Origin of the sequence: Nocardioides sp. T2.26MG-1, from assembly GCF_950101795.1 — a bacterium.
In the GTDB taxonomy this organism is placed as follows: domain Bacteria; phylum Actinomycetota; class Actinomycetes; order Propionibacteriales; family Nocardioidaceae; genus Nocardioides.
Window position 1 is genome coordinate 12,008 of record NZ_CATNLZ010000004.1, and the last position, 21,178, is coordinate 33,185.

The window sequence follows — 21,178 nt, forward strand, 5'->3', positions numbered from 1 at the left end:
GATGTACCAGTACACCTATCCAAGGAGGTCGTCATGGCGCAGGAGCGTCTCGAGGACGTGCTGCACGAGGCCTTCAGCGAGCTGACCCTGCACGGCGACCTCTACGTCGCCGACTTCGCCGAGACGCTCTCCCCCGGCCTCGGCCGGGGACCCGTCAAGGTGCTGTTCAAGCTGCACCGGCTCGGGGCGCTGCGGGTCAAGGACCTCGCGGCCCAGCTGCGATTGGACTCCACGACCGTCAGCCGCCACGTCGACGACCTCGAGCACCGCGGCCTGGTCGTGCGCCAGGCCGACCACGACGACCGGCGGGCCAGGCGGGTCCACCTCACGCCGCGGGCGGTCGAGCTGCTCCACGAGGCCGAGGTCGAGCGTCGCGGCAAGCTGCGCGACAGCCTGCAGGACTGGTCGCCCTCGGACCGCGCGACGTTCGTCCGGCTGCTCAGCCGGTTCGTGCAGCGCGACGACCTGGCGGCCACCGTCGCCGCCATCACCTATGCCCACCCCGACAAGAGGGACCGATGACCGACTCCACCGAGACCGACGCGCCCGAGACACACCACGAGACACACCACGGGGAACACCACGGGGCGCACCACGAGGTCCACCATCTGGGCCACCCGATCGAGGGCGCCACCGACGCCGAGATCGTCGCGCACACCACCGCCGGCCGCGCCCGCCTCGAGCTGCTCGTGGTCGGCTTCGCCGCACTCGCGGTCTCCCTGACTCAGGCGCTGCTGATCCCCGTCCTGGCCACGCTGCCGGCGACACTGGAGACCTCGGCGAGCAACGTGGAGTGGCTGCTCACCTCGACGCTGCTCGTCGGCGCGGTCGCCGTACCCCTCTTCGGCCGGCTCGGCGACATGTTCGGCAAGCGCCGGATGATGCTGGTGGCGCTGTCGATGCTCGTCGTCGGCTCGCTGATCACCTGCTTCACCAGTGACATCGCGCTGCTGATCCTCGGGCGCGCCGTGCAGGGCGCGTCGATGGCCACGATCCCCCTCGGGATCAGCCTGCTCAGCGCCACGCTGCCCCGCGAGCGGGTCGGCGCCGCCGTCGCCGTGATCAGCGCGATGCTCGGCGTCGGCGGCGCGCTCGCGCTGCCGGTCGCCAGCCTGATCGCCGAGCACGCCGACTTCCACGCGCTGTTCTGGATCACCGCGGTCGGCGGCGCGGTCGCCATCGTCGCGGTGCTGGTCGTCGTCCCGGAGGCGCCGACCCGCAGCGGCGGTCGCCTCGACCTGGTCGGCGCGGTGCTGCTCAGCGCGACGCTGGTCGCGCTGCTGCTGCCGCTCGCCCAGACCGCGACCTGGGGCTGGGGCTCGGCGCGGGTGATCGGGCTGCTGTCGCTCTCGGCGGTCCTGCTGGTGGTCTTCGGCTGGTCCCAGACCCGGATCCGCGAGCCGCTCGTCGACCTGGTCGCGCTGCGACGGCGGCCGATCGTGCTGACCAACCTCACCTCGATCCTGTTCGGCTTCGCGCTGTTCGCGTCGATGATCGGCACCGCGGGCTACGTCCAGGCGCCGGAGGAGAGCGGCTACGGCTTCGGCTCCTCGATGCTGGTCAGCGGGCTCGTGATGCTGCCCAGCGGCCTGATGATGCTGGTCTTCGCGCCGGTCGCGGCGCAGCTGATCCGGCGCCGCGGAGCGCCGCAGACGCTCGCCCTCGGGGCCGCGGTCGTCGCCCTCAGCTGGGTGATCCGGATCGCCTTCACCGGCTCGATCTGGTGGGTCGTGGTCGGTGGTGTCGTGCTCGGCGTCGGCGTCGGCGTCGGGTACGCCGCGATGCCGACGCTGATCAACGAGCACACGCCGGTCCACGAGCTGGCCGCCGCCAACGGCCTGAACACCCTGGCGCGCAGCATCGGCACCACGCTCGCCAGCGCGATCGGCGGCAGCATCCTGGCCGCGGCCACGGTCAGCCTCGGCGGATACGAGCTGCCCTCGCTGACGGCGTACCGCGAGCTGTTCGTGCTGTGCGTCGCCGCCTCGACGATCGCCGCGCTGCTCGCGCTGACGATCCCCAGGGAGCGCGCCGCCACCGAATGACCGCGCGCCCGCTCGGGTACGGGTCGGGGCGTGAGATCGACCGTCCACACGCTCGCGGCCTGGAGCACGGCGCTGGTCGTGCTGCTCGCGAGCGCGTGCGCACCGCAGGCACCCGACCACTCCTCGTGGACCGACCAGGCCCGACAGGCGCTCGAGGACACCGCCAGCGAGGTCGCCACCGTGGGCCTGCTCCTCCGGCTCGAGCAGGAGGGCAAGGTGCCCGGGAAGTACCAGCAGGTCGTCGCCCAGGACAGCGAGTCCGCGGTCGGCGCCATCATGGCGAAGCTCGGCGGCGAGCAGCCGGTGCCCGGTGACGACGCGACGTACCAGCGCGTGACGAGCCTGATGTCCGACGCCTCCGACCTGCTCAGCGAGGTGCGGATCGCGGTCGTACGCCGCGACACGGACCGCTATCCCAGACTGCTCGACGCCCTCGACCGCCTCGGTCGCAAGATCACCGACACGGCGGAGGGGCTGCCGTGAAGAAGTACCTCGCGGTCGCCCTCGGCATCCTCACCGCGATCGGCGGCTTCGTCGACATCGGCGACCTGGTCACCAACGCCCAGGTCGGCGCGCGGTTCGGGCTGTCGCTGGCCTGGGCGGTGGCCGCGGGGGTGCTCGGCATCTGCGTGTTCGCCGAGATGTCCGGGCGGGTCGCCGCGGTCAGCGGCCGGGCCACCTTCGACCTCGTCCGCGAGCGGCTCGGTCCCCGGCTCGGCCTGCTCAACCTGGTCTCCTCGATGCTGATCACGTTCCTCACGTTCGTGGCCGAGATCGGCGGCGTGGCGCTCTCGCTCCAGCTGGTCGCCTCGGTGCACCTGCTGCTGATCGTGCCGCTCGTCGGGCTGCTCGTGTGGCTGCTGCTGTGGCGCGCGAAGTTCAGCGCGATCGAGAACGTGCTCGGGCTGCTCGGCCTGGCCCTGGTCGTGTTCGCGGTGGGCCTGTGGCAGCTCGGCCCCGACTGGGGTGCGCTCGCCCACCAGGCCGCGGTGGCGGACAAGCCTGCCGACGAGGACTGGCGGACGTTCGCGTACTACGCGGTCGCGCTGTTCGGCGCGGCGATGACGCCGTACGAGGTGTTCTTCTTCTCCTCCGGCGGCGTCGAGGAGCGCTGGACCACCGAGGACATCGCCACGATGCGGGCGAACGTGTTCGTCGGCTTCCCCCTCGGCGGGCTGCTGTCGCTCGCCATCGCCGGCAGCGCGTGGGCGGTGCTCGGGCCGCTGGAGATCACCGTCGACAGCCTCGGCCAGGTGGGGCTGCCGGTCGCGGCGGCGCTCGGCAAGGTGGGGCTCGCGGTCGCGATCCTCGGCTTCGTGGCGGCGACCTTCGGCGCGGCCTGCGAGACCGGGCTCAGCGTCGGCTACAGCATCGCGCAGTACTTCGGCGCCCAGTGGGGCAAGTACGTCCGCCCCAGCGAGGCGACCGTCTTCCACGCGATCCTGCTGCTGGCCACGCTGGCGGCGACGGCGTTCCTGATGACCGCGGTCGACCCGATCATGGTCACCGAGGTGTCCGTGGTGTTCTCGGCCGTCGCGCTGCCGCTGACCTACTTCCCGATCCTGGTGGTCGCCAACGACCCCGACTACATGGGCGAGCACGTCAACGGCCGGCTGGCGAACGGTCTGGGCAGCGTCTACCTGGTGGTGATCGGCGTCGCCGCGGTGGCCGCGATCCCGCTGATGATCTGGACGAGGATGGGCCAATGACCAGCCGGCGCGACGAGCCCCGGGAGAACCGCCTCGAGCGGCCGATCGACGGTGCCCTGCACCTGCTCGACCGCCAGCTGATCGACTGCGAGGGCGCGCTGCTCGGCAAGGTCGACGACGTCGAGCTGACCCAGGTCGGCGACGACCTCGCGATCACCGCGGTGCTGACCGGCCCAGCCGCGCTGCTCTCCCGCCTCGGCGGCCGGCTCGGTGACGAGCTCGTGGCGAAGTGGGCCCAGCTCAAGGTCTCCGAGCCGCACCGCACCCGCCCATGGCGCATCGACATGGAGGACGTCGAGCGGCTCGACAGCGCGCTGCACCTGTCGGTACGCCGCGACGGCGTGCTCCGGCGCGACCGCGAGGGCCACCGGCTGGGGCGGCTCACCGGCATGGACGTGCTCGGCCCCGACGGCGAGCGGATCGGGCGGGTGCTCGACGCGCGGTTCGAGCCCGGTGCCGAGGGGTCGCTGGTGCTCTGCTCGCTGATCGTCGGCCACGGGCGACCCGGCTCGCTGCTCGGCTACGACCGGCGCAGCGACCAGGGCCCGTGGCTGGTGCGGACCGTCGTACGCCGCCTGCACCGGCACACCGTGATCGTCGCGGCCGAGACCGCCGAGATCTCCTGGGCCGACTCGACGGTCCGGCTCGCCGAGCGCCCGAGCGAGGCGCCCAGCCACCCGTTCGGCTGAGCCGGGGCGAGCTCTCAGCGCAGCACCACGGGGACCCGCGCCCAGCCGCCGACGGGCGGCGTCTCGCGCACGGCCGGACGGTCCGGCGCGGGCTCGATCCAACTGGTCCGGGCGAGCAGCTCCTCGACGACGACCCGCAGCTCCATCAGGGTGAGGTCGCGACCCGGGCAGACGTGCGGGCCGATGCCGAAGACCAGGTTGGCGGCGGCGTGACCGGCCGGGTCGTACTCGTCGGGGTCGCCGAACACCAGCGGGTCGCGGTTGGCCGCGGTCCAGTTGAGCAGCACCCGGCCGCCCTCCGGGATCGTCTCGCCGCCCAGCTCCGCCTCGCGGGTCGCCACCCGGCGGTTGGCCACGAACGGGTCGTCGATGCGGAGGATCTCCTCGACCGCCGCCTCCACCGCGGCGCGGTCCCCTGCCTCGACCTGGGCGCGCACCACGCGCTGGACAGCGGGGTTGGTCGCGAGGAAGTGCACGATCACGCCCACCGAGGTGGCCAGGGAGCCAAGGTCGCCGGCGGTCCAGTTGCGCAGGATCGACACGACCTCCTCGTCCGTCAGCGGCCGGCCGTCCACGGTCTCGCCCAGCAGCTCGCCGGTGACGTCGGCGGCGGGCGCGTCCCGGCGCGCGTCGAGCAGGGTGTGGACCATCCGGTCGAACCGCTCGGCCACCTCCGCGGTGCGGGCGCGGTCACCCGAGCGCGTAGCGGCGTGGTTGTCCTGCATCCAGGCGACCAGGTCGTCCTCGAGGTCGGGCCGCCAGCCCAACCAGGTCGACTGCGAGCGCACCGCGTACGGCACGCCGATCCCGCCGACGGTCTTCACCGTGGTGTCTCGCGGCAGAGCGTCGACGATCGCGGCCGCATGCGCCCGGCACTGCGGCTCCTCGCGCGCGACCCGCCCGGGCGTCAGGTAGCGGTCGACGACGGCGCGGTACGCCGCGTGCTCGGCGCCGTCGAGGCTGTTGGGGATCGCCCGGCGGCTGCTCACGTCGCTGGAGTACGTCGCCGGGTCGGTCGCCGCCGCGACCACCTCCGCGTGCCTCAGCACCACCCACGCGCCGTCCTCGTGCGCCACCGGGCACCGGCCCCGCTGCGCGTCGTACACCGTCCGCTGGTCCGCCACCTGACCGGTGTCGATCTCGACCGGCTCACCCACCGTGCTGTCCTTCCGTCGACCGGCCGCCCACGCTAGCGCCGTCCGCGCACAGGAGCTGCGGCCGGCCGTCCGGCAGATCCGCGTCAGGGCTCGAAGCGGTAGCCCATGCCCGGCTCGGTCCGGACGTACCGCGGACGCGACGGCTCCGGCTCCAGCTTCCGGCGCAGCTGGGCGATGTAGAGCCGCAGGTTCCCGTGGGCTGTCTCGTAGCCCGGGCCCCAGACCTCGACGAGGAGCTGGCGTTGACTGATGAGCTTCCCGGGATGCCGCACGAGCACCTCGAGCAGGTGCCACTCGGTGGGGGTCAGCCGGACCTCCTCGCCACGGACCGTCACCCGGGTGGCGGCCAGGTCCACGACCGCGTCGCCGAACGTCACGACCGGGGTCGAGTCGGCCGGGCTGTTGCGCCGCAGCATCGCCCGGAGCCGGGCCATCAGCTCGTCCATCCCGAACGGCTTCGTGACGTAGTCGTCGGCACCGGCGTCGAGCGCGTCCACCTTGTCGGCGCTGTCGCTGCGACCCGACAGCACGAGAATCGGCACCGAGGCCCACCCCCGGAGCCCGGCGATCACCTCGACACCGTCGAGGTCGGGGAGCCCGAGGTCGAGGATGACCACGTCCGGGAGCGCTGCGGCCGCGAGCTGGAGCGCCTCGCCCCCGTCCCCGGCGGTCACCACCTCGTAGCCACGCGCGCGCAGGTTGATCGAGAGCGCTCGGAGGATCTGCGGCTCGTCGTCGACCACCAGGACCGTGCTCACCCCCTCACCCCAGCGCGCGGCGCCGCCGGCTCGGTCGGCTCGGTCGGCAGCGAGACGACGACCGTCAGACCGCCGCCGGACGTCTCCTCCATCGCCAGCTCACCACCCATGGCATCGACCAGGCCGCGGGACAGGGCGAGGCCCAGCCCGAGGCCCGCCGGGCCGGAGTCGCCGAGGCGCTGGAAGGGCACGAACACCCGGTCGCGGTCAGCCAGCGGGATCCCCGGACCATGATCGACGACACGCAGCTCCAAGCGGTCGTCATGGACGACCGCCGTGAGCAGTGGCGGGTCCGGCGCATAGCGCTGCGCGTTGGCCACCAGGTTGGCGATCACGCGTTCCAGCAGGCCGGGGTCGACGATGACCTCGGGCAGCTCCTCAGGGAGGTCCAGGATGACGGCGCGGGGCACCACGCCCAGGTCGTCGAGGGCCCGAGTGACCACGTCGTCGAGCGGCACCGATCGGGTTCGGACCGGCAGCGCTCCGGTCTGCAGCCGACTGAGATCGAGGAGGTCGTCGATCAGCGCCCCGAGCCGGTCGAGCGCGTCGTCGGCGGTCTCGAGGAGCTCACGGCGGTCGCGCTCGTCGAGGGTGACCTCGCGGCTGCGGAGGCCGGAGACCACGGCCTTCGCGGTCGCCAAGGGGGTGCGCAGGTCGTGGCCGACGGCGGCGAGGAGTGCCGTGCGCAGCCGGTTGCCGGCCTCAAGCTCCGCCGCCTCGCGCACGGCGGACGCTCGCCTGGCGGCGATGTCGACGACCCAGCTGACCATCGCGGCCACCAGTGCGAAGACCAGCACCGAGACGATGTCGCTCGCCTCATGGATGCGAAACGTGTGGTACGGCGCCGTGAAGAAGAAGTTCAGCAGTCCCGAGCACAACACGCTGGCGAGCAGCGCCGGCCCGAGGCCGCCGACCAGGGCGGTGGTGACCACGAGCAGCAGGAAGAGCAGCGCCTCACTGGCGAGGTCGAGGTTGTCCCGCACCGGCACCAGCAACGCGAGCAACCCAGCCGCACCGAGGATCGCCAGCACGTATCCGGACGCCCGCCGCTCGGCGCTCAGGCTCCCGCGGACCATCGCTCCTCCAGACGTGTCGGCGCCCGTGAGCGCATGCCCGACCATTGTGCTCCCGGGCGGCCCGCCGACTCAGCCGGCCTCACCGAGTCGGCGGGTGACGGAGGCCGCCGTGACGAAGACCGCCAGTCGCAGCAGGTCGGGGCGCGCCAGTGTCAGCAGGCCGAGCGTGTTGACCGCGAACCCGGTCGCGAAGGCCCACCCCGCCAGGCCCAGGAGCAGCGCGTGCGGGCCATCCAACGGGGCCGCGAGCACGCCCGTCGCGAGCAGCAGCAGGGCGACGCCGTGCGCGCTCGGGAGACCGCCCACGACGACGGCCCCCGTCACCAGGAACAGCAGGCCCGCCCCGATGCCGAACCGCACACCCACCTGGTCGATCATCGCGCGCTGAGCCATGGCGCCAAGTCAAGACCGGACCGGACGAGGACCGGCCGCTCCTGACACGATCCTGACGCCCGGGCACCCGATCCTTGCGCAGGCCTGACGCCGCGGACCGCGTGTTAGGGAGTCGTTAGGCCGGGCCCGGACCGGCACACCCGCGGGTTGGATGGGAGAAGTGAGCCTCGACCTCGAGCCTGCGGAGGCACCCCTTGGGCGCGTCCGGGAGTGGCTGTTCCACCGACCCGACGACGCCGCGCAACACGTCGGCCCGCACGCCACCCAGCCCGCCGGCGACGCACCGCAGCCCTGGTGGAAGGTCATGTGCCTGACCGGCGTGGACTACTTCTCCACGCTGGGCTACCAGCCCGGCATCGCCTTCCTCGCAGCGGGTCTGCTGAGCCCGCTGGCCACGATCATCCTGGTGCTGCTCACGCTCTTCGGCGCACTCCCGATCTATCGGCGGGTGGCGGCGGAGAGCCCGCACGGCCAGGGCTCCATCGCCATGCTCGAGCGCCTGCTCCCGTTCTGGCGCGGCAAGATCTTCGTGCTCGTCCTCCTGGGGTTCGCGCTCACGGACTTCATCATCACCATCACGCTCTCGGCCGCCGACGCGAGCGCTCACCTGGTCGAGAACCCCCACGTCCCCAGCCTCCTGCACGGCCAGGAGCTCTGGATCACGCTCGGACTGGTGGCGCTGCTCGGCGCCGTCTTCCTCAAGGGATTCACCGAGGCGATCGGCGTCGCCGTCACCCTCGTGATCACGTACCTGGCGCTCAACGCCGTCGTGATCGCGGTGTCCGCGGCGCATGTGCTGGAGGACGGCCGCCTGGTCACCGACTGGACCACGGCGCTGACGGCCGAGCACGGCAACGTCGCTCTCATGGTCGCGGTCTCGCTCACGCTCTTCCCCAAGCTGGCGCTGGGCATGTCGGGATTCGAGACCGGTGTGGCGGTGATGAGCCACGTGCAGGGCGGCCCTGACGACGACGCCGAGCACCCCACCGGCAGGATCCGCAACACCAAGCGGCTGCTGACGGTGGCGGCGTGCATCATGAGCGTCTACCTGATCAGCTCCAGCCTGGTCACGACCCTCCTGATCCCGGCGCCCGAGTTCGAGGAGGGCGGCAGCGCCAATGGCAGGGCGTTGGCCTATCTGGCCCACCTCTACCTCGGGAACGTGTTCGGGACGGCGTACGACGTCTCGACCATCCTGATCCTCTGGTTCGCGGGTGCGTCCGCGATGGCCGGCATGCTGAACCTCATCCCCCGTTACCTGCCCCGCTACGGCATGTCACCGGAGTGGGCCGGCGCGGTGCGCCCCCTGGTGCTGGTCCTCACCGGCACGGCGTTCCTCATCACCTGGATCTTCGACGCCGACGTGGACGCCCAGGGTGGCGCGTACGCGACCGGCGTCCTCGTGCTCATGACCTCGGCGGCCGTGGCGGTCACCCTGGCGGCCCGCAGGGCCGGGCAGCGGAAGCTCACCGTCGCGTTCTCCCTGATCGGCCTGGTCCTCACGTACACGACGCTGGACAACGTGCGTGAACGCCCCGACGGCATCAAGATCGGCGCCTGCTTCATCGCCGCGATCCTGCTGGTGTCGCTGCTGTCCCGAGTCGCGCGGGCCTTCGAGCTGCGGACCACGGAGATCTCGTACGACGCGCGCGCCGACTCCTTCCTGCGCGACTGCGCCCGCCGCTCGATCCGGCTGGTCGCCAACGAGCCCGGCTCCCGCCACCACGAGGACTACCAGGGGAAGATCCAGCAGGTCATCGACGACCACGACCTGCCGAACGCCGGCGACATCATCTTCATCGAGGTCAGCGTCGGGGACTACTCCGACTTCGAGAGCCGCATCGACGTCCGGGGGGAGATCCGCCACGACCACTACCGGGTGCTGACCGTGACCGGCGCTTCGGTACCCAACACGCTGGCATCGCTCCTGCTCGACATCCGCGACCGCACCGGCGTGCGCCCCCACATCTACTTCGAGTGGACCGAGGGCAACCCGGTCGCGCACCTGCTCCGCTTCCTGCTCTTCGGCGCGGGCGAAGTCGCCCCGACGACCCGAGAGGTGCTCCGTCGGGCCGAGCCGGAACGCCTCCGGCGTCCCCACATCCACGCCGGCTGAGCATCGTCGGCGGCGTGGTTGTCCTGCATCCAGTCGAGCGCACGGCGTACGGCACTGCGGCTCCTCGCGCGCGACCCGCTCGGGCGTCAGGTAGCGGGCGACGACGGCTCACCCACCGTGCTGTCCTTCCGTCGACCGGCCGCCCACGCTAGCGGCGCCCACCGCGGCGACCGCCGCTCCCGGGGTCGCCCGCGGCCGGCGGGCGGGCTGCTCGAGTGGCTCGCGCTCAGGTGGCCGCGAGCCAGGCCAGGGCCCCGACGACCAGCGCCCGCGTGCCGGTGTCGAGCGTCGGCTGGATGACGGGGGCGAAGGCAGCGGAGTGGTTGACCGGCACGTCCTGCGCCACCCGGCCCGCCTCCTGCGCGGCCCGATAGGCGTCGGGGTCGCTGCCACCGATGCCCCAGTAGGTGTACGGCGCGCCGAGCGCGCGGGGCAGGTCGCTGAAGTCCTCGCTCGCACTCTGCCGGGGCAGCTCGCCCGCGCGTTCACCGAAGAAGTCCGCGAAGGCGGCTGCCACCCGCTCGGTCGCGTCGGGGTCGTTGTCGGTGAGGGGGTAGCGGTCGTACATCTCGAACTCGGGCTCCGCGGGCGACCCCGAGGCCGCGCACTCGGCACGCACGATGCGCTCGATGGCCTCCAGCACGCGCGAGCGGGTCTGGTCGTCGTAGGTGCGCACGTTGATCTGGAGCACCGCGTGGTCCGGGATGACGTTGCTCTTAGCACCGGCCTGGATGCTGCCCACGGTGAGGACCGCGGTGTCGCCGGGCGCGACCTCGCGGGCGACGACGGTCTGCAGGCGCACCACGATCATCGAGGCGAGCACCACCGGGTCGACCGCCGCCTGCGGCATCGAGCCGTGGGCGCCGCGGCCGTGGACGGTGACCCGCATGCTGTCAGCGGCCGACAGCGTCGGCCCGGAACGGGTGCCGACGGTCCCGGCCGGCATCGGCAGGACGTGCTGGGCCATCGCGACATCGATGCTGCCCACGATCTCCGCGAGGCCGTCCTCGACCATGCCGCGGGCGCCGTCGGCGCTCTCCTCGGCCGGCTGGAAGAGCGCGACGAGCGTGCCGGCCCAGCGGTCGGGCGCGCCGGCGAGCAGTGCGGCCGCGCCGAGCAGGCAGGTCACGTGCACGTCGTGGCCGCAGGCGTGCATCACCGGCGAGCCGTCCTCGGCGACCTCGGTGCTTGCGTAGGAGAGCCCGGTGTCCTCGCGCACCGGGAGCGCGTCCATGTCGGCGCGGAGCAGCACGGTGGGGCCGACGCCGTTGCGCACGACACCGACGACTCCGGTGCCGCCCACCCCCTCGTGCACCTCACCGCCCATCTCGCGCAGGCGGGCAGCGATGACGGCGGCGGTCCTGCGCTCCTGGTGCGGGAGCTCAGGGTGGGCGTGCAGGTCGCGGTAGAGCTCGTCCTGCCAGTGCCGGACGTGGTCGAGGCCCGACAGGACCGCAGTCGTGGTGCCGATCACCCCCACCATCATGCTCCATGCTCGGCGCCGGGTGGAGCCGGCGCGTCGATGCGGAAGCGGACGCCGACCATGCGGATCGCGAAGCAGACGAGCGCGCCCAGGACCGCGGCCGGGAGGTCGGCGACGCCGGCCCGGTCGGCACCGACCACCAGGAGTGCCCCCGCCAGCGCCGGGATGGCGTACAGACCACTGCTCAGCACCGCCGGCACCTCGCGGATGAGCACGTCGCGCAGCGTCCCTCCGCCCACCGCGGTGATCCCGCCGAGGATCACGGCCTGCATGAACCCGACCCCGACGTCGAGGCCCTTGAGCGCGCCGCTCACCGCGAACAGGCTCAGTCCTGCCGCGTCTAGCACCAGGATCGGTCCCGCGAGCCGGTCCAGGCGGCGCCCGAAGACGAAGGCAACCAGGCTGCCGACCGCCGCCACCGTCAGGTAGCGCCAGTCGTCGAACGTCGCCGGCGGCAGCGCGTCGACGAGGATGTCGCGCACCATCCCACCACCGAGGGCGGTGAACATCCCGAGCGTGACCACACCGACGATGTCGAGGCGGGCAACCCGAACGGCCGTCAGCGCACCGTTGAGCGCGAACGCGAACGTGCCTGTCAGGTCGAGCGCGAGGAACATCGGCGAGGAGGTGTCCACGGGCACCTGTCTACCCCAGCCCCGCTCTCGCCAGGGCGTGCGGAACCACGAGTCGCCGTGGCTGCACCCGCGCCGCGGAATGCTCCGCGGGCGGTCGCCGGCCGGCCTCCCCCACCCGCTCGAAGGGCCGGTCCCCAGCGCTGTGCGCTCGGGACCGGCCCTTCTCTCGTGTGGAGCTGAGGGGACTCGAACCCCTGACCCTCTGCATGCCATGCAGATGCGCTACCAGCTGCGCCACAGCCCCATTGCTTTCCCCGACCAGCAGGGAGACAACTCGCGGAATACTAGCCAACCGGTCCGGTCGATGCGAAATCGACCCCCCGGTCGCGGCTATCTCGGCTGCTCGACCACCCGGTTGTAGACCACCAGCCGCATGGGTCCCCCGAGGACAGCCTGGTCGAGGACCGCCCAGCCGCAGTTGTCCATGCCGTGCAGCGCGGCCCGCTCGGGGACCGGCCAGCCCAGCAGCACCGCGACCGAGTCGCGGATCGCGGCCCCGTGGGACACCGCGACCGCGAGGCCGCCGGGGGCGATCGAGGCCATCAGCTCCCCGAGCGCGGCGGTCATCCGGCCGGCGACCTCGACCGCGGTCTCGCCGCCGGGCACCACGTCGTAGTCGCCGGTGCGGAAGGTCGCGAACTCCTCGGGCGCGACCGCGGCGTACTCCTCGTGGGTCAGGCCCTGGCGCCCGGCGAGGTAGTACTCACGCAGTCGCGCGTCGTAGACCGGGTCGAGCCCGGCCTCCTTCGCGACGTAGGCCGCGGTCTGCCGGGCGCGGGCGCTGTCGGAGGACCAGAGCGCGGCCGGCGCCATCGCCGCGATCACCGGGGCGACCGCGGCGGCCTGGCGGTGGCCGGTCTCGTCGAGCTCCGACTCGAGCTGCCCCTGGACGCGGCGTACGGCGTTCCAGGCGGTCTGCCCGTGCCGGAGCAGCACCAGGCGGCGCGCGTCGCTCACGGGACCGCTCAGCGGCTCTGGTCGGCGGTGGTCACGTCGGCCGGCAGCGGGATCGCGGGACAGTCGCGCCACAGCCGCTCGAGGGAGTAGAACTCCCGCTCCTCGTCGTGCTGCACGTGCACCACGATCTCGCCGTAGTCGATGAGCACCCAGCGCCCGTCGCGCTCGCCCTCGCGGCGGATCGGCTTGGACCCGATCTCGCGCAGCTTGTCCTCGATCTCGTCGACGATCGACTTGACCTGACGGTCGTTGGAGGCCGAGGCGAGCAGGAACGCATCGGTGATCGCCAGCTGCTCGCTGACGTCGAACGCGATGATGTGGTGGGCGAGCTTGTCGGAGGCCGCGCGGGCGGCGGCGTTGATGAGCTCGACGGCGTGGTCGGTGGCGGTCACTGCATGTCCTCGGGGTGGTCCTGCTCGGGATGGTCCTGCTCGGGTCGGTCGGGCGGGTACAGGTCGTACTTGGCGATGTACTGGACGACGCCGTCGGGCACCAGGTACCAGACCGGCTCGCCGCGCTGCTTGCGCTTGCGGCAGTCGGTCGACGAGATCGCCAGCGCCGGGATCTCCACGATCGTGACCCGGTCGGACGGGATCGTGGCGAGCGCCGCCTCGTCCATGGTGTACCCGGGCCGGGTGCAGCCCACGAACCGGGCGAGCTCGAACAGCTCGTCGGCGTCGCGCCAGGTGAAGATCTCGGCCAACGCGTCGACGCCCGTGATGAAGTACAGCTCGGCGTCGGGCAGCTGGGCGCGCAGGTCGCGCAGCGTGTCGATCGTGTACGTCGGACCGGTCCGGTCGATGTCGACGCGCGAGACCGTGAACCGGGGGTTCGCGGCGGTCGCGATCACCGTCATCAGGTAGCGGTGCTCCGCCGCCGACACTCCCCGGTGGGACTTCTGCCAGGGGTCGCCGGTCGGCACGAACAGCACCTCGTCGAGGTCGAACCAGGCCTGCACCTCGGAGGCTGCCACGAGGTGCCCGTGGTGGATCGGGTCGAAGGTGCCACCCATGACCCCGACCCGCCTGCCGACGGCGCGGGGGGTGGCGGTCACGCGCTCGGTGGTCAGCTGTGCTCGCGTCCCGCACCGAAGGCGAGCAGCGCTCCCAGCAGCACCAGCAGGATGGCCAGCGTGATGCCGCCGATCAGCCAGTGGTTCGGCACAGCCTCGTTGACGGACTCCTCGGCGGCGAGGGCGATGGTGAACGCGGTCAGCATGGCGGACACCTTACCGGGCACTCCGCCGTGCGCTCACTCGGCGGCACGTCACCGGACGTGGCCGTCGCCGGTGACGACGTACTTGGTCGACGTCATCTCGGGCAGTCCCATCGGGCCGCGGGCGTGCAGCTTCTGCGTACTGATGCCGATCTCGGCGCCGAAGCCGAACTCGCCTCCGTCGGTGAAGCGCGTCGAGGCGTTGACCAGCACGGCGGCCGAGTCGACCGCGGCCGTGAACCGCCGGGCCGCGGCCAGGTCCTCGGTCACGATCGCCTCGGTGTGCTGGCTCGACCAGCGGCGGATATGGGCGACCGCGGCGTCCAGGTCGGGTACGACGGCCGCGGAGATGTCCAGGGAGAGGTACTCCTGCGCGTAGTCCTCGTCGGTGGCCGCGACCACACCGGCCTCGGCCCGGAACCGGTCGTCGCCGTGCACCGTGACCCCGGCGTCCTGCAGCGCCTCGACGACCCGGGGCACGAACGCGTCGGCGATGTCGGCGTGCACCAGCAGCGACTCGGCGGCGTTGCACACGCTGGTGCGGTGGGTCTTGGCGTTGAGCACGATCGCGAGCGCCTTGTCGAGGTCGGCGGCCCGGTCGACGTACACGTGGCAGTTGCCGACGCCGGTCTCGATGACCGGCACGGTGGACTCCTCGACCACGGAGCGGATCAGGCCCGCTCCCCCGCGCGGGATCAGCACGTCCACGTGGCCGCGGGCCCGCATCAGCGCCTTCACGCTGTCGTGCGAGTCACCCGGCACCAGCTGCACAACGTCGGGGTCGAGGCCGGCTCCGGCGACCGCGTCGCGCAGCACCGCGACGATCGCGGCGTTGCTGGAGCGGGCGCTCGAGCTGCCGCGCAGCAGCACCGCGTTGCCGGACTTCAGGCAGATGCCGGCAGCGTCCACGGTGACGTTGGGCCGGGCCTCGTAGATCATCCCCACGACGCCGAACGGCACCCGCACCTGCCGCAGCTCCAGGCCGTTGGCCAGGGTGCCGCCCCGCACGACCTCGCCCACCGGGTCGGGCAGCCCGGCGACGTCGCGCAGGCCCTGGGCCATCGCGGCGACGCGGTCCGGGGTGAGCCGCAGCCGGTCGACGATGTTGGGCGGCGTCCCCCCGCCCTCGGCGCGGGCCACGTCCTCGTCGTTCGCGGCCAGGACCTCCGGCTCACGGGACAGCAGTGCCGCGGCCATCGCCTCCAGCGCGCGGTCCTTCTCGGCGCGCGTCGCCAGGGCCAGGCCGTGGCTCGCGGCGCGGGCGCGCTCGGCGACCGCGACCACCTGGTCCGCAGCCGCACCGGCGGCCGCGTCGTGCTCGGTGCTCATGGCTTCGAGGGTAGTTCCAGCCGGTCCGGACGCGGGCCGCGTCTTGCTGCTCGGCAACCAAATCCGGCCAGGGCGCGTCGTACGCTGCGTCAGCTCACCGCAGCGACCGCTGCCTCGGGGAAGGACCCCTCACCTTGATCCGCTCGATCTCCCGCGCACTCGCGCTCCTCGCCTCGCTGGCGCTCGCGGTCCCGGCCGCGGCCGCCGCACTGCCCAGCGCCGCCGCAGCTCCCGACCACCGTCCGGGCTCCGACCGGGCCGCCGAGACGACCGCACCGCTCACCCTGTGGGCGCCCAAGGCCGTCACCGCCTTCGCGTACAAGCAGCGCACCTGGACCGACCTCGGCCTGCGGCTGATCGCCGAGGGCGCGCCGTTCGAGATCTGGTCGCACCGTCCGTCGTACGACGAGCCGATCCAGAGCGTCTGGCACCGAGCCGGCGGCGACGTCGCACTGCCCGCCGGCTCGATGAGCAGCTTCTCCGGCCTCGACGGCTTCCTCTCGCTCAAGATCACGCCGAAGCGGGGCGGCGCCGCGCTCGGCCTGGTCCGCAAGGCCTGCCTCAACGGGTGGTCCGAGCGGGTCCGACCGGACGCGCCCGCACGCTCGGGCTACCCGCAGGGCTGCTGGTACAACCCGTACAGCCTCGGCTCCGTGCAGGGCATCCAGGAGGGCTGGGCGAGCCCGATCCTGTCGCAGGGCCGCCCGTTCCGGCTGTCGCCGGGCAAGTACACGGTCGTCGCGACGATCGCGCCGAAGTACGCCGCCGCGTTCGGGATGACCCCTGCGGAGTCCACCCGCACCGTCCAGCTCACCGTCACCGCCGAGGAGGACTCCGGCGGTGAGGGCCGGATGACCGCCGGCCGCCAGTCGGACCGACCGGTGGACGCTCCTGCCGCCCACCGTCCGACCGGGCCGCGGGGCCGCGCCGACGAGGGTGGGCCGGCACCGGACCTGCGCTCGCTCCCGGCCTGGGGCATCAACCTCAGCAAGAACACCAACTACCTGCGCTTCTCGGCGACCGTCTGGAACGCCGGCAACAGCCCCCTGGTCGTCGACGGGTTCCGCCGCGACGGCGAGGACGAGATGGACGCCTACCAGTACTTCTTCGACGCCGCCGGCAACCAGACCGGCTACCAGCCGGTCGGTCACCTCCACTGGGATGCCAAGCCCTCCCACCAGCACTGGCACTTCGAGGACTTCGCCCGCTACTCGCTGCTGAACGCCGACAAGGTGGAGACCGCCCGCTCGAAGAAGGAGGCGTTCTGCCTCGCCAACACCGACGCGGTCGACCTCACCGTCCTGGACGCGGACTGGAACCCCGAGAACACCGACCTGTCGACGTCGTGCGGCGACTACTCCTCGCTCTCCATCCGCGAGGTGCTCGCCGCCGGGTGGGGTGACACCTACACGCAGTACCGCGCCGGGCAGTCCTTCGACATCCGCAACCTCCCGAACGGGACCTACTACATCGCCGTGACCGCGAACCCCGAGAACAACCTGGTCGAGTCCGCGACGGACAACAACCAGGCGCTGCGCCGGATCGTGCTCGGCGGCCGGCCCGGTCACCGCACCGTGAAGGTCCCCCAGATCGGCATCATCGAGGAGGAGGGGTACGGCGGCCAGGGCTGAGCCCGGGCCCGGACCTCTCAGGAGGTCCGGGCGAACGCCTCCACCTTGACGGTCGGGCCGGCGACGATGATCTCGTCGCCGGCCCGCAGCACCGTCTGGGCGGTGGCGTAGTCGAACTCGCCGGCGGCGCGCTTCACCCCCACGACGGTCACGCCGAACTGGCTGCGCACGCCGAACCCGCCCAGGCTGCGCTCGTGGAGGGCCTTCGGCACCGAGGTCTTCGCGAAGGCGTATCCCTCGTCGAACTCGATGTACTCGATCATGCCGCCGCCCACGAGGTGGGCCACCCGGCGGCCCATGTCGTGCTCGGGCCGGATCACGTGGTGGACCCCGATCTGGCTGAGGATCCGCGCGTGCGCCTCGCTGATGGCCTTGGCCCAGACCGTGCGCACTCCCAGCCCGAGCGCGACCGAGGCCGAGAGGATGCTCGACTCCAGGTCGTTGCCGACACCGACGACGGCGACGTCGAACTCGCCGACCGCGAGCTGGCGCATCGCCTCCTCGTCGGTGGTGTCGGCCTCCACGACGTGGGTGAGCCGGCCCGCCAGGGACTGCACGATCCGGGGGTCGGCGTCGATCCCGAGCACCTCCACCCCGCTCTCGGCGAGCTCGAGGGCCAATGAGGTGCCGAAGCGCCCGAGACCGAGCACGACGACACCGTTGCTGAGCTTCTTAGCCAATGATCGGCCGTCCTTCCGGGAGGCGGTGCAGATCCTGGCGCTCGCGCAGGGCGAGTGCCGAGACCAGGGTGACCGGGCCGAGCCGGCCCAGGAACATCAGCCCGACCAGCACCATCTGGGCGCTGGTCGGCAGGGCAGCGGTGATCCCCGTGGAGAGTCCCACGGTCGCGAACGCCGACACCACCTCGAAGAGCACCTGCTGGGTGGCGAGCTCGGTGAGCTCCAGCAGCAGCCAGGTCGAGGCCACCACCGCCCCGAGCGCGAGCAGGGCGACCGTGAGGGCCTGTCGGACCGCGCGGTCGCTGATCCGGCGCGAGAACACCTCGACGTCGCGCTCGCCGCGGACCTCGGCCCAGATCACGAAGAAGAGCAGGAAGAACGTGGTCACCTTGATGCCGCCGGCGGTGCCGGCAGACCCGCCACCGATGAACATCATCATCTCGGTGCCAAGCAGGGTGCCCTCGTGCATCTGGCCGTAGTCGACGCTGTTGAAGCCCGCGGTGCGCGGCATCACCGCGTGGAAGAAGCCAGCCAGCAGCCGGCCGGGCGGGTCGAGGGCGCCGAGGGTGTCGGGGTTGGTCCACTCGTTGGCGGTCACGAACACCGCCCCGAGCAGCAGCAGTGCCGCGGTGACCGTCAGCGTCATCTTGGTGTGCAGGCTCCACGCCCGGGGTTGGCGCCCGAGCCGGCCCAGCTCCAGCCAGACCGGGAAGCCCAGGCCGCCGGCGATGACGGCGAACGCCACCGGCAGACAGATCCACGGGTCGCTCGCGAAGCGGGTCAGGCTGTCCGACCAGAGCGCGAACCCGGCGTTGTTGAACGCCGAGACCGCGTGGAAGCCGCCGAGGTACGCCGCTCGACCCCACGGCTCGTCGTACCCGAGCGCGAACCGCAGGGTGAGCGCGGTGGCCGTGACCAGCTCGAACAGCACACTGATCGTGAGCACCCCGCGCACCACGGTCCGCACCTCCCCGAGACCGGACGTCCTGGTCTCCGCGGCGGCGGTGATCCGCGTGCGCAGGCCCAGCCTCCTCCAGACGAGCAGGCCGAGCAGCGAGGCCAGGGTCATGATCCCGAAGCCGCCCACCTGGATCAGCGCGAGGATCACCCCCTCGCCGAACGGGGACCAGTACGACGGGGTGTCGACGACGACGAGCCCGGTGACGCACGTGGCGCTCGTCGACGTGAACAGCGCCGTGGTGAACGGCGCACCGCCGGCTCCCTCGCGCGCCGCCGGCAGCATCAGGAGCAGGGTGCCGAGGAGGATCCCGGTTGCGAACGCCACCACGACCACCTGGGCCGGGTGTCGCAGCAGTGGCCGCCGAGCGACGCCGCGGCGCGAGAGGGGGGTCGGCACCCGGCGAGGCTACGCCACCGGCGTCCGCTGACGGGCGGCGCGGCCCTGCGACATCGGCCCCAGATGACGTCGACCCGCCCGAGACTCTCGGGCGGGTCGACGTGGTCAGGGCTCAGCCCTTGCGCTTGGTGACTTCCTCGGTCAGGGCGGGGAGGACCGTGTGCAGGTCGCCCACGACGCCGAAGTCGACCAGCTCGAAGATCGGCGCCTCCTCGTCCTTGTTGACCGCGACGATCGTCTTGGAGGTCTGCATGCCGGCGCGGTGCTGGATGGCGCCGGAGATGCCGGTGGCGACGTAGAGCTGCGGCGAGACCGTCTTGCCGGTCTGGCCGATCTGGAAGGTGTGCGGGATCCAGCCGGAGTCGACCGCGGCACGGGAGGCGCCCACGGCGCCGCCCAGCGCGTCGGCCAGGCCCTCGACCGACTCGAAGTTGCCACCGGTGCCGCGGCCACCGGCGACCACGATCGCGGCCTCGGTGAGCTCGGGGCGACCGGTCGCCTTGCGCGGCTGGGAGGCCACGATCTGCGCCTTCTTCGCCGAGTCGGAGATCGTCGCGGCGAACTCCTCGACCGTACCGGCGCCCGCGGACTCCTCCGGTGCGGCGGAGTTGGGCTTCACCGTGATGATCGGGGTGCCCTTGGTGACCTTCGCCTGGACGGTGTAGTTGCCCGCGAAGACCGACTGGGTGGTGGTGCCGTCGCCCTGGACGTCCACGGCGTCGGTGATCAGGCCCGACTCGAGCTTGATCGCCAGGCGGCCGGCGACCTCCTTGCCCTCCGAGGTGGAGGGGATCAGGATCGCGGCCGGCGAGGTCTTCTCCGCCAGCTGCTGCAGCGCCTCGGCCTTCGGGGCCACCAGGTAGCCCTTGATCTGCGCGTCGTCGACGACGTAGACCTTCTCGGCGCCGTACTGCTTGACCTTCTCCGCCACCTCGGCGCCCTGCGCCGAGCTGCCGATGAAGACCGCCGACGGCTCGCCGAGCCGCTTGGCGATGGTCAGGAGCTCGTACGTCGGCTTGCGAACGGCGCCGTCGACGTGGTCGATGAGAACGAGAACTTCAGACATCGGTCAGCTCCTCAGATGAACTTCTTGGACGCGAGGAACTCGGCCAGCGCCGTGGCGCCCGAGCCGTCCTCGTCCTTGACGATCTCGCCGGCGGTGCGCGGCGGGCGGGCCGTGGTCTCCTGGACCTCGGTCCACGCCACCGACAGGCCGACCTGGCCGGCGTCGACCCCGAGGTCGCTGAGCGACCAGGTCTCCAGCGGCTTCTTCTTCGCGGCCATGATGCCCTTGAACGACGGGTAGCGGGCCTCGCCCGACTGGTCGGTGACCGAGAGGACCAGCGGCATCGTGGCGCCGATCACCTCGGTCGCGGTGTCCCCGTCGCGCTTCACTCGGACCTGGTCACCCTGGGTCTCGATGACCGAGGCCAGCGTGACCTGCGGCAGGTCCAGCCGCTCGGCGAGCATCGCTGGGATCACGCTCATCACGCCGTCGGTCGACGCCATGCCGCAGACGACCAGGTCGACCTTGGTCTCGGCGCCGGCCTTCTCGATGGCCTTCGCCAGCACCAGTGAGGTGGCGGCGGCGTCGGACCCGGCGATCGCGTCGTCGACCACGTGGACGCCCTCGTCGGCGCCCATCTGCAGCGCCTTGCGCACCGCGTCGACGGCCTTCTCGGGACCCACGCAGAGCGCGGTCACCAAGGTGTCATCGCCCGCCTTCTCCTTCAGCTGCAGGGCCTGCTCGACGGCGTACTCGTCGAGCTCCGAGAGGAGCCCGTCGACGCCGACACGGTCCACGGTCTTGTCCGACTCGAACTGCCGGTCGGCAGTGGCATCGGGCACGTACTTCACACAGACGACAATGTTCATGGTGTGTGGCCGGTTCGGCCCCTCCTGTGTCTCGGATGTGGTGGTGAGGCTACCGCCGCGTAACGACGGTCGA

22 protein-coding genes and 1 tRNA gene are annotated in these 21,178 nt (G+C 72.1%); 7 read left to right on the plus strand and 16 right to left on the minus strand.

Annotated features, from left to right (window positions below):
- Positions 1-33: 33 nt before the first annotated feature.
- Genes QQZ14_RS06345 through QQZ14_RS06365 form a run of 5 tightly spaced genes read left to right on the plus strand, consistent with a single transcriptional unit; the run spans position 34 to position 4,443 of the window.
- Entirely contained in the window at positions 34-522 is a 489-nt protein-coding gene (locus QQZ14_RS06345; RefSeq protein WP_284533382.1) for a MarR family winged helix-turn-helix transcriptional regulator, read from the plus strand.
- Positions 519-2,045, plus strand: a complete 1,527-nt coding sequence (locus tag QQZ14_RS06350) for an MFS transporter (RefSeq protein ID WP_284533383.1) — start codon at positions 519-521, stop codon at positions 2,043-2,045. The genes QQZ14_RS06345 and QQZ14_RS06350 overlap by 4 nt, the downstream gene beginning before the upstream one ends.
- Before the next feature lie 30 nt (positions 2,046-2,075).
- Positions 2,076-2,528 carry a hypothetical protein gene (locus QQZ14_RS06355; protein ID WP_284533384.1) on the plus strand — a complete coding sequence of 151 codons (453 nt, stop codon included), beginning with the start codon at positions 2,076-2,078 and terminating at the stop codon, positions 2,526-2,528.
- A complete protein-coding gene (locus QQZ14_RS06360; RefSeq protein WP_284533385.1) occupies positions 2,525-3,754 on the plus strand; it encodes an NRAMP family divalent metal transporter in 1,230 nt (409 codons plus the stop codon). The genes QQZ14_RS06355 and QQZ14_RS06360 overlap by 4 nt, the downstream gene beginning before the upstream one ends.
- On the plus strand, positions 3,751-4,443 hold the full coding sequence (locus QQZ14_RS06365) for a hypothetical protein (RefSeq protein ID WP_284533386.1): 693 nt from the start codon (positions 3,751-3,753) through the stop codon (positions 4,441-4,443). The genes QQZ14_RS06360 and QQZ14_RS06365 overlap by 4 nt, the downstream gene beginning before the upstream one ends.
- Before the next feature lie 14 nt (positions 4,444-4,457).
- Here the strand turns inward: QQZ14_RS06365 and QQZ14_RS06370 are convergent, their stop codons facing one another.
- From QQZ14_RS06370 to QQZ14_RS06385, 4 genes are all read right to left on the minus strand, one after another.
- A complete protein-coding gene (locus QQZ14_RS06370; RefSeq protein WP_284533387.1) occupies positions 4,458-5,600 on the minus strand; it encodes a cytochrome P450 in 1,143 nt (380 codons plus the stop codon).
- Between the two features lie 83 nt (positions 5,601-5,683).
- Positions 5,684-6,358, minus strand: a complete 675-nt coding sequence (locus QQZ14_RS06375; RefSeq protein WP_284533388.1) for a response regulator — start codon at positions 6,356-6,358, stop codon at positions 5,684-5,686.
- A complete protein-coding gene (locus QQZ14_RS06380) occupies positions 6,355-7,434 on the minus strand; it encodes a sensor histidine kinase (RefSeq protein WP_284533389.1) in 1,080 nt (359 codons plus the stop codon). Before QQZ14_RS06380 ends, QQZ14_RS06375 begins: the two co-directional genes overlap by 4 nt.
- A 69-nt stretch (positions 7,435-7,503) precedes the next feature.
- Entirely contained in the window at positions 7,504-7,827 is a 324-nt protein-coding gene (locus QQZ14_RS06385) for a hypothetical protein (RefSeq protein WP_284533390.1), read from the minus strand.
- 151 nt (positions 7,828-7,978) lie between these two features.
- On the opposite strand from QQZ14_RS06385, the gene QQZ14_RS06390 reads away from it, so the two are divergent.
- Positions 7,979-9,943 carry an amino acid transporter gene (locus QQZ14_RS06390; RefSeq protein WP_284533391.1) on the plus strand — a complete coding sequence of 655 codons (1,965 nt, stop codon included), beginning with the start codon at positions 7,979-7,981 and terminating at the stop codon, positions 9,941-9,943.
- A 226-nt stretch (positions 9,944-10,169) separates the two neighbouring features.
- Here the strand turns inward: QQZ14_RS06390 and QQZ14_RS06395 are convergent, their stop codons facing one another.
- The 8 genes from QQZ14_RS06395 to QQZ14_RS06430 all read right to left on the minus strand — a co-directional run bounded on the left by QQZ14_RS06395 (position 10,170) and on the right by QQZ14_RS06430 (position 15,562).
- Positions 10,170-11,429 (minus strand): amidohydrolase, encoded by a 1,260-nt coding sequence (locus QQZ14_RS06395; RefSeq protein ID WP_284533392.1) that lies wholly within the window; start codon positions 11,427-11,429, stop codon positions 10,170-10,172.
- Entirely contained in the window at positions 11,426-12,061 is a 636-nt protein-coding gene (locus tag QQZ14_RS06400) for a trimeric intracellular cation channel family protein (RefSeq protein ID WP_284533393.1), read from the minus strand. Before QQZ14_RS06400 ends, QQZ14_RS06395 begins: the two co-directional genes overlap by 4 nt.
- Positions 12,062-12,232: 171 nt before the next feature.
- Positions 12,233-12,305: transfer RNA gene (locus QQZ14_RS06405), tRNA-Ala, on the minus strand.
- Between the two features lie 86 nt (positions 12,306-12,391).
- Entirely contained in the window at positions 12,392-13,018 is a 627-nt protein-coding gene (locus QQZ14_RS06410; RefSeq protein WP_284533394.1) for a histidine phosphatase family protein, read from the minus strand.
- Positions 13,019-13,026: 8 nt separating this feature from the next.
- Positions 13,027-13,410: a ribosome silencing factor gene (gene rsfS, locus QQZ14_RS06415; protein WP_284533395.1), complete on the minus strand. Its 384-nt coding sequence runs from the start codon at positions 13,408-13,410 to the stop codon at positions 13,027-13,029.
- Positions 13,407-14,072: a nicotinate-nucleotide adenylyltransferase gene (gene nadD / locus QQZ14_RS06420; protein WP_284533396.1), complete on the minus strand. Its 666-nt coding sequence runs from the start codon at positions 14,070-14,072 to the stop codon at positions 13,407-13,409. Before nadD ends, rsfS begins: the two co-directional genes overlap by 4 nt.
- An 11-nt stretch (positions 14,073-14,083) precedes the next feature.
- Positions 14,084-14,236 (minus strand): hypothetical protein, encoded by a 153-nt coding sequence (locus QQZ14_RS06425; protein WP_284533397.1) that lies wholly within the window; start codon positions 14,234-14,236, stop codon positions 14,084-14,086.
- 48 nt (positions 14,237-14,284) lie between these two features.
- Positions 14,285-15,562, minus strand: coding sequence for a glutamate-5-semialdehyde dehydrogenase (locus QQZ14_RS06430; RefSeq protein WP_284533398.1), 1,278 nt, complete (start codon positions 15,560-15,562; stop codon positions 14,285-14,287).
- Between the two features lie 134 nt (positions 15,563-15,696).
- On the opposite strand from QQZ14_RS06430, the gene QQZ14_RS06435 reads away from it, so the two are divergent.
- Positions 15,697-17,193 (plus strand): lysyl oxidase family protein, encoded by a 1,497-nt coding sequence (locus QQZ14_RS06435; protein ID WP_284533399.1) that lies wholly within the window; start codon positions 15,697-15,699, stop codon positions 17,191-17,193.
- A 17-nt stretch (positions 17,194-17,210) separates the two neighbouring features.
- Here the strand turns inward: QQZ14_RS06435 and QQZ14_RS06440 are convergent, their stop codons facing one another.
- From QQZ14_RS06440 to QQZ14_RS06455, 4 genes are all read right to left on the minus strand, one after another.
- Positions 17,211-17,873 carry a potassium channel family protein gene (locus QQZ14_RS06440; RefSeq protein ID WP_284533400.1) on the minus strand — a complete coding sequence of 221 codons (663 nt, stop codon included), beginning with the start codon at positions 17,871-17,873 and terminating at the stop codon, positions 17,211-17,213.
- On the minus strand, positions 17,866-19,230 hold the full coding sequence (locus tag QQZ14_RS06445; RefSeq protein ID WP_284533401.1) for a TrkH family potassium uptake protein: 1,365 nt from the start codon (positions 19,228-19,230) through the stop codon (positions 17,866-17,868). The genes QQZ14_RS06440 and QQZ14_RS06445 overlap by 8 nt, the downstream gene beginning before the upstream one ends.
- 112 nt (positions 19,231-19,342) lie before the next feature.
- On the minus strand, positions 19,343-20,296 hold the full coding sequence (locus QQZ14_RS06450; protein ID WP_284533402.1) for an electron transfer flavoprotein subunit alpha/FixB family protein: 954 nt from the start codon (positions 20,294-20,296) through the stop codon (positions 19,343-19,345).
- Positions 20,297-20,307: 11 nt separating this feature from the next.
- Positions 20,308-21,087, minus strand: coding sequence for an electron transfer flavoprotein subunit beta/FixA family protein (locus tag QQZ14_RS06455; protein ID WP_284533403.1), 780 nt, complete (start codon positions 21,085-21,087; stop codon positions 20,308-20,310).
- Positions 21,088-21,178 lie beyond the last annotated feature (91 nt).